Genomic DNA, 11,451 nt, shown 5'->3' with positions numbered 1-11,451 from the left:
GGTCACTCCCCACTCGCCGTGACGGGCGCAGCCGCCGGGAGGGTCTGCGCCACGGCCTGCGACATGAGCAGCGGTTCGGCGTGCCGCTCGCCGCCGTAGGAGATGTAGTTCGCCCGCATCCCGAATCCGCCGAACGGGCGGTTGCCGTCCTCGGCGTCGAGCAGCGTGTGGTCGACACAGGTCTGGTGACGCCTGGCCAGGACATCCACCGTCTGCGGATCGTTCCCGTAGACCATCGCTCCCAGCGCGCGTTCGCTGAAGTAGGGGTTCGACAGCCGTTCACGCAACAGCCTCGCGCTGGGGTAGGCCACGACGTTGAACACCGGGGCGAACATCTCCTCAAGGGGGATCTTGTCGTCGAAGCCCCAGAGCAGCACGGTCGGCTCGATCTTGCGGGACGGCAGGTCGATGCGCCCGCCGTGCCGGATGCGGCGGGCATGGTGCACCAGGTAGCCCGAGCAGTTCACCAGCGCCGAGTCGTAGAAGATCGGACCGTAGTCGGCGCCGGGGTCGCCGTTCTGCCCGAAACGCAGCGAAGCCAGTTCGGCGGACAACAGGTCGACGAATTCCTCGGTGCGGCCCTTCGGCGTGAACACGACGTCGGGACCGAAGCAGTCCTGTCCCGAGTTGTAGAGCCGGAGCCTCGTGACGTCGTGCACGGCGCGGGTGAGGTCGGCGTCGGGTGCGACCACGAAGGGATTGATGCCGTTACCGAAGAAGAGGAGGAGTTGGTCCTCCGCCAGCCCCTCGCGGACGGTCTCGGCATTGGTGTAATTGCCGGTGAAGACGATGAGGTCCGCTTCGCGTACCGGTCCCGTCACGAACTTGCGCTGGCTGAGCTCGGAAAGGCTGATGGGCAGGCCGTGAACCGGTGCCAGCAGGTCGTGCAAGCGCCGCATCTGGCTTTTGATCTCGGAGGACGGCCGAAAGGTGATTCTTTCGCTGTAAAGGGATGCTATGAGCATGTAGAGCGCGTAGGAATGGAGCGGCATGTTGGAGGGCATGAAGACCGCGACCCGAGGCACGCGGCCGGGCCGGACGCGACGGATCTCCTCCTCCGCTCCGTCCAGGGTGGCGAGGAACGAGCGGATCTCCGCGCCGGCGGTGTGGTGGGGGGAGATCTCGGTGAGGATCCCCATCACCGCGTCCTCGTGGTCGGCCACGTACCGGCGCACTGCGCGCAGCGCGTCGACGCGGTCGGCGAAGGGGATGCGGTAGCCGCTCGCACCGCCGGCCGGGCCGGTGGTCGAGCTGGTGGTCGAGCCGGACGCGGTGACGTCGGTGGTCGTCCCGGGTGATGCGGACAGCGAGCTCATGGCGATCTTCTCCAGAACGGCCCGGTCGGGCTTTCCCGTGTTCGTGAGGGGCAGCGAGGGAAGCACGACGATCTGGTCGGGCTGCTCGTAGCGGGCGAACACAGGGCGCAGCAGCCGTTTCCAGTGCGCAGGCTCGTGAGCGTCCGGGTCCGCGATCACGAACACCAGGCGGCAGCCCAGACGGGCGTCGGGGACCGCGACGACCTCCGTCTGCGCGCCGGCCGACTCGGCCAGCTTGGCAAGGTGGTCGGGATAGAGCGTGTGGCCGTCGCGGTGCGCGGCGTGCTTGCGCCCGACCGGGAAGACGCGGCCGGCGTCGTCGATCAGGCCGATGTCGCCGGTGCGGTGAACGGGACTCGAAACCGGAACGATCTCACCGTCAGCGCCGAGGTGGCCGGTCATCAGGCCGTCACTGCGGACGACGAGCTCGCCGAGCCGGCCGTGGGGAAGCGGCCTGCCGTGGTCGTCGTGGACTTCGACGACCACACCGGGCAGCGGCGTGCCGCACCCGACCGGATCGGCCGGGGGCGCCAGCGCGATGTTTCCGGCCTCGGTCGCTCCGTAGCCGTCGAGCAGGTGCCGGCCCGTGCGGGCGTGGAACCGGGCCGCCAGGTTGCTCCCCAGCGGCGCGCCGCCCACGCACCAGGCTCGTACCGTCCCCAGCGCGTTCACGAGGGCGGGGCGACGGTCGAGCAGGTTGAGCAGGCTGTAGTAGGTCGACGGGGCCCCGTCGACGATGGAGAGGCCGTGGTCCACGCCGACCGCGAGCGCACGGTCCAGGCGCGTGGTCGATCCGTAGACCACGAGCGTGCCTCCGCCCAGCCACCAGCAGAGGACCAGTGACAGACCGTACTGGTGGGAGTACGGCAGGATCGGCAGGAAGACGTCGTCAGGCCGGTACCCCATGCGTTCCGCACTGAGCGCGAGGTTGTCCAGGATCGAACGGCCGGAGCGGACGATGCCTTTGGGGCTGCCGGTTGTCCCCGACGACCAGGAGATCGCGGCGTCCTGACGCCGTGCCCAGCTCGCGACGTCGGGCACGGCAGCGGTGTTCGAAGCGGGGCGCGGCGCCGCGGTGCGGCCCGCACCGTCGCTGATTTCGAGCACCACGCGCGCCTGGGTGCGGATCTTCGATCGCTGTGACGGGGTGGCTCGATGATCGGCCAGGACCACCGAAGCGTCGAGGTGAATGAGCGCGAGCAGGGTGACGACCCATTCCGGGGAATTGGCCCCGCTCATCATCACCCGTGAACCGGGTTCGACGCCACGGCGTGCGAGAAGTTCGGTGGCGGCGAATACGCGGGCCACGATTTCGTCGGTCTCCCAGATGCGCCCGTCGGGCGAGATCAGTCTCCTGGAAACGGGCAACTTGTGCTCCTCAAAACCAGGTGGTTCAAATTGACTGTCCCATAACTGCGGAACGGTGTCGAGTGCTTCGACGAAATTCCGCTACCTGTGCAGGGTGATTGGGTGCGCAGTGACGAAAGAGGCATATGGGGAGTGAGATATTCTCAATAGAAATAATTTCATATGGCTATTGAAGGTGAGGGTGGCCCCGGCACCCTGGCACCCCGGCCCGCACCCCGGCCCGCACCCCGGATCGGCCCTGGCTCAGCCCAGGGCGTCCACCAGGGCGGTGACGTAGGCGTCCAGCCGCTGCTCCACGGCTCGCGCCGTCAGCTCCGTCCGTCCGGCCTCCTGCCAGGGCTGCGCCACCGACCGCACTTCCTCCGAGCACGCCAGTCCGTCCCGCACCCGCCAGTACAGCCGCTCGCTCGCGGTCGCGGCCAGCACCCCGCCGGCCTCCTCGTACGCCTCGGCGAACCGCTGACCCCACGCCGGGCCGTGCAGCAGCGCGAGATTGGTGGAGCAGTGCGCCACGTCGAGATCCGCCGGGCCCCAGGAAGCCGCCGCCCAGTCGACGACGCCGGTGATCCGCGCACCTGCCGGCCCTGGGGGCGGCACGTCGAACAGCACGTTGCCGGGTTGGAAGTCCCGGTGCAGGAACCGCCCTTCACCGGGCGGCGCGGGCCTGCGGATCACGTCGATCGCCGCGGCCCATGCCGCCGCGTCGGCGCCCTTCGGCACCACGACGGTGTCGGCGGTCGTCAACGCCACGTAATCCCGGGGCCGTTCGGCGGGCCGCAGCGCGTGGATCGCCACGAGCTGACGGGCCAGCAGGGGGACGCGTTCCTCCACCCCCTCATCGTCGAGGACCGTCCGGCCCGCCAGATGCGTCATGAGGAGCGACGGATACTCGCACTGTGCGGCGCTCGGATCAACCGCGACCAGCGCGGGAGCCGGCACGCCGGTCCCCGCCAGCAGGGCCAGGGCGCCGGCCTCCCTGTCCAGCCAGTCCTCGGCGCGCTCCACGGAGAACGGGTCGACGAAACTCCGCAGCACCAGGTCGCGGGTGCCTCCGTCCCGCGTGCCGATGGTCAGCCTCCGCATTTCGGCGGTGATGCCGCCGTGCAGCGCCTCGATTCCGACGATCCGCTCGCCGGCCTCCAGGTGCCGGCCCACCCAAGCCAGTGTCAACGGCCGCACGGCCGACGTCTCATGAGGGTCAGTCACCCTTCCACCTCATCATCCGGGCGGCAGCGCGCGCAAAGGACTTCAGCGGTACGACGGTCAACGGTCAGCCGCAGGCCGCCGCGATGCCGCCGGACGGTGAGGTCCCCCGATCGCGGCGGTAGGCGTCGAGTACCTCTTCGGCGACAGCGTCACCGCGCTGGACGAGGACGAGACCGGCGTGCGCGTCGACTTCTCGCACGGACCGTCCCGCACCTTCGACCTCGTGGTCGGGGCCGACGGCCTGCACTCCACCGTACGGCGCCTGGCCTTCGGTCCGGAGGAGCACTTCGCCCACCACCTGGGCAGCTACCTCTCGGTGTTCAGCGCGGACAACTTCCTCGCCCTGGACGACTGGCAGGTGTGGCTGCGGGGCGGCGACACGGGTTTCGGCATCATGCCCGTACGCGACAACACCGAACTCAGGATCGCCTTCGGTTTCGAGTCCGCGCCCCTCGCCCACGGCCTCCGCGGCGGGGGCGCCCTCCGGCAGCTCGTCGTGGACAAGCTCGCGTCGATGCGCTGGGAAGGGACCCGCTTGGCCGAGGCCGCCCGGACGGCCCCCGACTTCTACTGCGACGCCATGGCCCGGATCCGCATGGACCCGTGGTCGCGGGGCCGGGTGACCCTGCTCGGAGACGCCGGCTACTGCCCTTCCCCCCCTCTCGGGGCAGGGCACCAGCCTGGCCCTCGTGGGCGCCCACGTGCTGGCCGACTGCCTTGCCCGGGCCGGCGGCGACCACCGCACCGCGTATGCCCGCTACGAGCGGCGGATGCGCCCGTTCGTCACCCTCAACCAGGCCCTGGCCACCGAGAACCCCGGCGGACCCGCCTCGGAGGAATCCGTCGCGCACGCCAAGAACGCACTCTCACTGGACGGCTGAGCCCTGCCCTGGACGGGCACCGAAGCCGACAGGGGAGGGCTTGAAGCGGTGGCGAGGTCTGCCCGACGCAGGCGTCGGCCCCCTCTACCAGGAGGGGGCCTCTACTGCTCCTGCGACTTACACTCTCGTTCTTGACGCCTGCAATGCTTTCGAATGCCTTCGTTGGTGCCGTCCGTGCTCACTGGCCGGACGGAGCGTCGCGTACGACGCGGCGAGATGCTGTTCCGAGAGCGACCCCCGCTGGGGGCCTCCGTCCGTGCGCAGTCGGACCGGACGGTTCGTTTCGTTTCACCCGGGTGTGCTCGGGATGGGCCGCTCCTCCGGACGGGCGGTGACGCTCCCGAACTCCCTGCTTTCCGTGGGGCTCTCGCCCTACGCGGCTTCCAGGGGACAGTTCCAGCCTGCGCCTTGCCGGCCGCGGAGGCAACCCCAACCGGGCCTTCACCGAAGGTGACGGCGGAGGAGCGCGGTGTCGCCGGGCCGCACGTGGGCGGGCAGTTGACCGGGATTGCGCCTTCAGCCGGTGGGGGTGCCGACCTGGTCGCGTTCGAGCGCGGAGCGCAGCCGGCGGAGGGCCCGGGCGGCGGCTGCCGTCGTGGACCGGTCGAGGGTGCCTTCGACCAGTTCGCTCAGGCCCGCGGTGAAGGTCGCCTCGGCGGCGTCCAGGAGCTGTGAACCGTCGTCGGTCAGGGCCAGGAGCGAGGACCGGCGGTCCGCCGGATTGGCCTGGCGGACGACCCAGCCCTGCTTCTCCAGGCGGTCGACGCCCTTGCTGGTCGCGCCGGCCCCGATGGCGAACTCCGCGGCGAGGTCGGCCACCCGGGCCCCCGGGTGCTCGCGCAGGAACCGCAGGAACTCGAACTGCGAGGTCACGATGCCGTGCCGCTCGCGCAGGCGGTCGTTCAGCGCGTTGTACAGGCGCGTCTCACAGCGGACGAGATCCGCGAAGAATCCCTGGAGGTCGGCGATGCCATCCGATGTATATTCCACGGCATATAGTGTAGAGGAAGTCATTCCATAGGAGGAACGCAGATGAGCAAGGAACAGCTCGCCAAGATCGACGCGATGCTCCGCCGGCCCCGGCCGGAGGGCCCGCGCTCCGTCGAGGAGCTGCGCGCCGGGTTCAGGGCGCTGATGGACACGATGATCGTCCCGGACGACGTCCGCACCGCTCAGGCCGCGCTCGGCGGCCGGCCCGCCCTGCACGTCACACCGGACAGCGGCGCACGCCCGGGCACGATCCTGTACTTCCACGGTGGCGGCTTCGTCTTCGGCTCTCCCGAGACCGCGCTGTCGCTGACCGCGCAACTCGTCTCGAGGACCGGGCTCGACGCGTACTCGGTGGACTACCGGCTGGCCCCCGAACACCCGTTCCCGGCTGGCCTGGAAGACAACCTGAGCGCTTACCGCGCCCTCCTCGACAGCGGCCTGGACCCGTCCGCCATCGCGTTCGCCGGGGACTCCGCCGGCGGCGGTTACGCGGTCACCACCACCCTCGCCGCCCGCGACGCGGGCCTGCCGCTGCCCGCCGCGATCGTGGCCTTCTCCCCGGGCGTGGACGCCACCCGGAGCGGGGAGAGCATGACGACCAAGGACGGCATCGACCCGATCTTCACCCGCGAGGCCGTGCTGCACACCGGGGCCATGTACCTCGCCGGCCAGGACCCCGCGCAGCCCCTCCTCAGCCCGGCCCTCTTCGCCGACCTGACCGGCTTCCCCCCGCTCCTCATCCAGGTGGGCGCCAACGAGATCCTCCTCGACGACTCCACCCGCCTCGCCGCCCGCGCCCGCGACGCCGGAGTCGACGTCATCCTCGACATCACCGCCGACGCCCCCCACGTCTTCCAGGCCTTCGCGGGCGGCCCCCTCGACGAAGCCGACCAGGCACTCGACCGCGCCGCCCTCTTCCTCGCCCAGCGCATCCCCGCTCCCTGACGCTCCGCGCCCTCACCGGCCGCCGGGCCGCTGGCGTGGCCAGGTGATCGTTCAGACCGGTGCCTGCGGTCCGGCTGCTGCTCGTCGCCGGGGCGACCAGTTCAGCAGCCGGACCGGGTTCACGGTGACGGCGGCGCGCAGGGCCGACGGGCCGACGTACGCGGCCGGCCAGGCGAGGCACTCGGCGAACGTCCTGCCGCGTTCGTGGCGGGTCCAGGGCCAGTCGCTGCCCCACAGCAGGCGCTGGTGGCCCGCTTCCTCCAGCACGCGCCGCAGCATGAGGCCCGGCGCGTCGGGCGCGCCGGGGGCGCAGCGGTAGGGCGCGGAGGCCTTGATCCACACGTGGTCGCGCGTAGCCAGATCCAGTACCGCGCGGTCGGCGCCCTCGGACGCGCCCGGCAGGCCGAGGTGGTCGATCACCACGGGGGACGGCCAGTTGCGGAGGGCGGGCGCGATCGCCGCCCACTGTTCGCCCGCCGCGTGCACCTCCAGGTGCTGCCCGCGCCCGGCCAGCAGTGCGGCCACCTGCCGCCAGTGCGGCCCGGCCAGGTCGGGCACCCGCCGGCCGATCAGGTTGAGGCGGATGCCCGCGACGCCGTCGAGGGCGAGCGGGGCGAGCGCGTCCGGACGGCAGGGGCGGTCGTGGTCCAGCACGATGACGGCGCGGAACCTGGCGGGGTGCCGGGCCAGGCAGCCGAGCAGGAACTCGTTGTGCGATCCCAGGAAGCTCGGCTGGACGAGGACCGCGCCGCCGATGCCGTGCCGGTCGAGCAGCGCCAGGTACGTCGCCGGGAGGGCGTCGTAGTCCGGCACGTAGCGGGGGCGGTCGGCCCCGGGCAGGCCGCGGTGGAACACGTGGGCGTGGGTGTCCACCGACTCCACCGACTCGGCCGGTTCGCAGATCACCCGTCGATGGTAGGTCCGGGGGCCCAGGGCCGGGGGCCTCTGGACCTTCATCTGACCGACTGTCATATTGGCCTGCATGTTCGACGACGTACTGACGTGCTCACGTTCAGGGCGGCCGGTGCCGCGGAGGCGCTGCCGCTGCGCCGTGCCGGTCGTTGGTTCCTTCCGGCACCGCACCGACTGCTACCGCACCGACTGCTACCGCACCGACCTCAGGTAAGGAGCGAGCATGCGTCAGTGGTACCGCTCGGCGTCGCCCGGGGGGCGACGGGCGTTCTGGGCCACCTTCGGGGGCTGGGCGCTGGAAGGGGCCGACGCGCAGATCTACGGCCTGGTGCTGCCGACCCTCACCGCGCTGTGGCATCTCACCAACGGCCAGGGCGGGCTGGCCTCCTCGGTCACCCTGGTCTGCACCGCGCTCGGCGGCTGGCTGGCCGGGGCGGCCTCCGACCGGTGGGACCGGGTGGCCGTCCTGCGCTTCACCATCGCCTGGTACGCGGTGGCGACCGCGCTCGTCGGCTTCGCGGACGGCTTCGAATCCCTGCTGGCCTTCCGGTGCCTGCAGGGCATCGGCTTCGGCGGTGAGTGGGCCGCGGGCGCGGTACTGATCAGCGAGTACGTGACCACGCGGTACCGGGGGAGGGCCCTCGGGGCGGTGCAGAGCGGGTGGGCCGTCGGCTGGGCCCTCACCCTCGCCGCCTACTCGGTGCTGGTCGCCGTCCTGCCGCAGGCCTGGGCGTGGCGGGCGATGTTCTGGCTCGGCGTGCTGCCCGCCTTGCTGGTGCTCGCCCTCCGCCGCGGGATCGCCGACCCCACGGCCGACCAGCGGCGGCGGGAGAAGTCCTCGCCGACGGAGATCTTCCGCCCCGGCCTGCTGAGGGTCACCGTCTTCGGCGCGCTGCTCGGGCTCGGCAGCCACGGCGGCTACTACGCCCTCACCACCTTCCTGCCCACCTACCTCCACACCACCCGGCACCTGTCGGTGATGGGCAGCAGCGGGCACCTCGCGGTCTTCATCGCCGGCTCGTTCCTCGGCTACCTCGCATCCGGGTGGCTCTCCGACCGGATCGGCCGCCGCCGCAACGTCGTCCTCTTCGCCCTGTGCTGCCTCGTGACCCTCGTTCCCTACCTGCTGCTGCCACTCGGCGATCTCGGCACCCTCATCGCGGGCGCGCCGCTCGGGTTCTTCTCGGCCGGCATCCCCGGCGGACTGGGCGCCCTGTTCGCGGAGTTGTACCCCACCCGCGTCCGGGGTACCGGGCAGGGCTTCTGCTACAACCTGGGCCGCATCGTCAGCGCCGCTTTCCCCGCCCTCGTCGGCTACCTCTCCGGACGCCTCGGACTCGCGGCGAGCATCGCCCTCTTCGCGGGGCTCGCCTACGCGCTGGCGGCCATCGCCGCCACCTGCCTCCCCGAGACCCGGGACCGCGAACTGCCCCACGACCCGGCCCCCGCCGCCCGCCCGGAGCGCATCGCCAAGCTCCCCAGGTAGGGGGAGGGCTGCGCGGACGCTGGGGAGCGTCCGCGCAGCCCAGGGGCGGGGCAGCGTGAGCCTGCGGATCCTGACCGGCTCTGCCGTCGCGCCCCTTCCGGGGTGAACGCCTCACGACACTCAACCGGCCGAGGTCGCGCCGGCACCGACCTGGTGGACGTATGTGGTCACAGCGTCAGGAGGCGTCCTCGACGGTGCCGACGAGCCGCTTGCCGTCTCCGACCTCGTCAACGCCAACCCGGCCGACCTTCTCGGTCACGGCGCGAGCGTTTTGCGTCGGACGTCTGGGCGAACCCGTACCCGGGACCCACCGCGGCCACCGGCTGACGTGCGGGTTCCGGCTCCTCGGCGCTCAGCATTCCGGGAACCCGCGCGTTCTGCCGCGAACCGGGGCGATGCCCGCCATGGGTCACGCGGGTCACACGGGTGACGCGGTGACCTTGGCGACGAAGGCGGCGACGTTGGCCACGGTGCGCCGGATCTTCTCCTCGGTGGTGAGCGACTCGTGCAGCCGGGTGCCGGTCTCCCGCTTGCCGCGCACGTAGAGCGAGCAGGCGAGGTCGCTGCACATGTAGGCGCCGACGGAGTTGCCCTGCTTGCCGGCCTTCCCGGCCAGGGGTGCGACCAGCAGCGAGACGCCCCCGGTGTGGGTGGTCACGCACAGCGAACAGATGCTGCGGCGGGCCTGCCAGGAGGCGGCACCGGAGGAGCGCAGCGCGACCGCCACCGCGCGGCCGTCCGACTCGGCCGCGAGGTAGGCGCGGTCGGGCGCCTGCGGGTCGCGCCACCCGAGGAAGTCCAGGTCGTCCCAGGGCTGTTCGGCCAGGTCGCGGGGGATGTGCAGTCGCTTCGCCTCGCCCTTGGTGCAGTTCACGAAGGCGGCACGGATCTCTTGGTCGGTCAACGGCTTCATAGGAGTCAACGTAAATTACCTAGGGTTATTAGGCAAATGTATAATGGCCTCAGTCGATCGGAGGGAAGGCCATGGCGCGCGTAGGACTGAACGCGGAACGACTCACCCGGGCGGGAGCGGAACTGGCCGACGAGGTCGGCTTCGACAAGGTCACGGTCTCGGCGCTGGCACGACACTTCGGCGTCAAGGACGCGAGCCTGTACTCGCACGTCAAGAACTCCCAGGACCTCAAGACCAGGATCGCCCTGCTCGCACTCGAGGAACTCGCCGACCGGGTCGCCGCCGCCCTGGCCGGACGCGCCGGCAAGGACGCCCTGGCCGCCTTCGCCAACGCCTACCGCGACTACGCCCACGAACACCCCGGTCGCTACGCCGCCGCGCAGCTCGAACTCGACCCCGAGACCGCGCGCGCCAGCGCCGGAGTCCGGCACTCGCAGATGACGCGCGCGATCCTGCGCGGCTACGACCTCGCGGAACCCGACGAGACCGACGCCGTCCGGCTGCTCGGCAGCACCTTCCACGGCTACGTGGCCCTGGAACGGGCCGGGAGCTTCCAGCACACCCCGCGCGGCACGGAGGACACCTGGGCGCGCATCCTCGACGCCCTCGACGCACTGCTGCGCAACTGGCCGGCGGCCTGACCGCCCGCTCGCAGGGCCGCCTGCGCCCCGGGGCGGCCGGTAGGAGGCCATCACCGCGAGGTGGGTGAGCCCGAGTCCGCCCCGGGCCCGGCGGCAGGTGGCCGGCGGTCGGTGTCAGCGTCGCGGCCACACCGCCCCTCTGACGGGGTGACCCCAACCACCCCGAAGAACTCAATGGCGGGCGTCCGCTCCCGGGCCCCTCACCATGGAGCCATGACCGGATCACCGCACACCACGCTCGTTCTCGGCGGCACCGGCCGCACCACCGGTTGCATGCCGACCGCGTTCCGGGAGTTCGCGCAGCGCGACGCCCACGCCTGGACGGCAAAGGCGGGTGCGTGACCATGACCATCGGGAACCTCGAGGACTTCGCGGCGCTGGACCCGTTCTTCCGGATCGTCCAGGAAGGCCTCGCCGGTCTGGTCGACGGCGGCCACTTCTTCGACCTCCTGGCCGAGGACGTCGTCGTCGAGTACGTGGTCTCCGTCCCCGGCTACCCGCGCCGAGTCCAGGGCCGCCAGGCGGTCGCCGACCTGTACCGGGGCTACGGCGACGCGATGGTCCTGACCGGCGCGGACGAACTGGCCGTCCACCGGGACCCCGACACGTCCGTGGTCGTCCTGGAGTACGCCGTGCACGGGCACGCCGTCCACACCGGGCTCCGCTACGACAACCACTTCGTCTCAGTGATCACCGTCAAGGACCGCCGGGTGACGCACTGGCGCGACTACCTCGACCCCGTCGCCGTCTTCCGCGCCCTCGGATGGCCGTCCGATCACCGCTGACGGAGCGA

At 71.4% G+C, this 11,451-nt stretch carries 11 protein-coding genes and 1 pseudogene; 7 read left to right on the top strand and 5 right to left on the bottom strand.

Annotation, left to right across the window (positions count from 1 at the left end):
- Positions 1 to 2 precede the first annotated feature (2 nt).
- Both AB0O19_RS18860 and AB0O19_RS18855 read right to left on the bottom strand, forming a co-directional pair.
- A complete protein-coding gene (locus AB0O19_RS18860) occupies positions 3 to 2,684 on the bottom strand; it encodes an aldehyde dehydrogenase family protein (protein WP_363620777.1) in 2,682 nt (893 codons plus the stop codon).
- 243 nt (positions 2,685 to 2,927) lie between these two features.
- Complete coding sequence (locus tag AB0O19_RS18855; RefSeq protein WP_363620775.1) at positions 2,928 to 3,839, bottom strand: phosphotransferase; 912 nt, start codon at positions 3,837 to 3,839, stop codon at positions 2,928 to 2,930.
- Between the two features lie 160 nt (positions 3,840 to 3,999).
- Here AB0O19_RS18855 and AB0O19_RS18850 point away from each other — a divergent pair.
- Positions 4,000 to 4,503, top strand: a pseudogene (locus AB0O19_RS18850) (hypothetical protein); the annotation flags it as partial.
- Positions 4,504 to 4,579: 76 nt separating this feature from the next.
- Positions 4,580 to 4,771, top strand: coding sequence for a hypothetical protein (locus AB0O19_RS18845; protein WP_363620773.1), 192 nt, complete (start codon positions 4,580 to 4,582; stop codon positions 4,769 to 4,771).
- A 516-nt stretch (positions 4,772 to 5,287) separates the two neighbouring features.
- Here the strand turns inward: AB0O19_RS18845 and AB0O19_RS18840 are convergent.
- On the bottom strand, positions 5,288 to 5,785 hold the full coding sequence (locus AB0O19_RS18840) for a MarR family transcriptional regulator (RefSeq protein WP_363620771.1): 498 nt from the start codon (positions 5,783 to 5,785) through the stop codon (positions 5,288 to 5,290).
- Positions 5,786 to 5,803: 18 nt separating this feature from the next.
- Here AB0O19_RS18840 and AB0O19_RS18835 point away from each other — a divergent pair, with 18 nt between their 5' ends.
- Positions 5,804 to 6,706, top strand: coding sequence for an alpha/beta hydrolase (locus AB0O19_RS18835; protein ID WP_363620769.1), 903 nt, complete (start codon positions 5,804 to 5,806; stop codon positions 6,704 to 6,706).
- Between the two features lie 51 nt (positions 6,707 to 6,757).
- Here the strand turns inward: AB0O19_RS18835 and AB0O19_RS18830 are convergent, their stop codons facing one another.
- Positions 6,758 to 7,612, bottom strand: a complete 855-nt coding sequence (locus tag AB0O19_RS18830) for an amidohydrolase family protein (RefSeq protein ID WP_363620767.1) — start codon at positions 7,610 to 7,612, stop codon at positions 6,758 to 6,760.
- Between the two features lie 229 nt (positions 7,613 to 7,841).
- Between AB0O19_RS18830 and AB0O19_RS18825 the strand changes: the two genes are divergently transcribed.
- The gene (locus AB0O19_RS18825; protein WP_363620765.1) at positions 7,842 to 9,104 is read left to right on the top strand and encodes an MFS transporter; all 1,263 of its coding nucleotides are present in this window, start codon (positions 7,842 to 7,844) and stop codon (positions 9,102 to 9,104) included.
- Positions 9,105 to 9,522: 418 nt separating this feature from the next.
- Here AB0O19_RS18825 and AB0O19_RS18820 read toward each other — a convergent pair whose 3' ends face one another.
- The gene (locus AB0O19_RS18820) at positions 9,523 to 10,017 is read right to left on the bottom strand and encodes an FBP domain-containing protein (RefSeq protein WP_363620763.1); all 495 of its coding nucleotides are present in this window, start codon (positions 10,015 to 10,017) and stop codon (positions 9,523 to 9,525) included.
- Positions 10,018 to 10,088: 71 nt separating this feature from the next.
- Here AB0O19_RS18820 and AB0O19_RS18815 point away from each other — a divergent pair, with 71 nt between their 5' ends.
- The 3 genes from AB0O19_RS18815 to AB0O19_RS18805 all read left to right on the top strand — a co-directional run bounded on the left by AB0O19_RS18815 (position 10,089) and on the right by AB0O19_RS18805 (position 11,443).
- On the top strand, positions 10,089 to 10,658 hold the full coding sequence (locus AB0O19_RS18815) for a WHG domain-containing protein (protein WP_363620761.1): 570 nt from the start codon (positions 10,089 to 10,091) through the stop codon (positions 10,656 to 10,658).
- A gap of 213 nt (positions 10,659 to 10,871) precedes the next feature.
- Positions 10,872 to 11,000: a hypothetical protein gene (locus AB0O19_RS18810; protein WP_363620760.1), complete on the top strand. Its 129-nt coding sequence runs from the start codon at positions 10,872 to 10,874 to the stop codon at positions 10,998 to 11,000.
- Between the two features lie 2 nt (positions 11,001 to 11,002).
- Positions 11,003 to 11,443 carry a nuclear transport factor 2 family protein gene (locus AB0O19_RS18805; RefSeq protein ID WP_363620758.1) on the top strand — a complete coding sequence of 147 codons (441 nt, stop codon included), beginning with the start codon at positions 11,003 to 11,005 and terminating at the stop codon, positions 11,441 to 11,443.
- Positions 11,444 to 11,451: the final 8 nt, after the last annotated feature.

Origin of the sequence: Kitasatospora sp. NPDC091276, from assembly GCF_040684355.1 — a bacterium.
GTDB lineage: Bacteria > Actinomycetota > Actinomycetes > Streptomycetales > Streptomycetaceae > Kitasatospora.
This window is presented reverse-complemented; position numbering and strand designations above follow the sequence as displayed.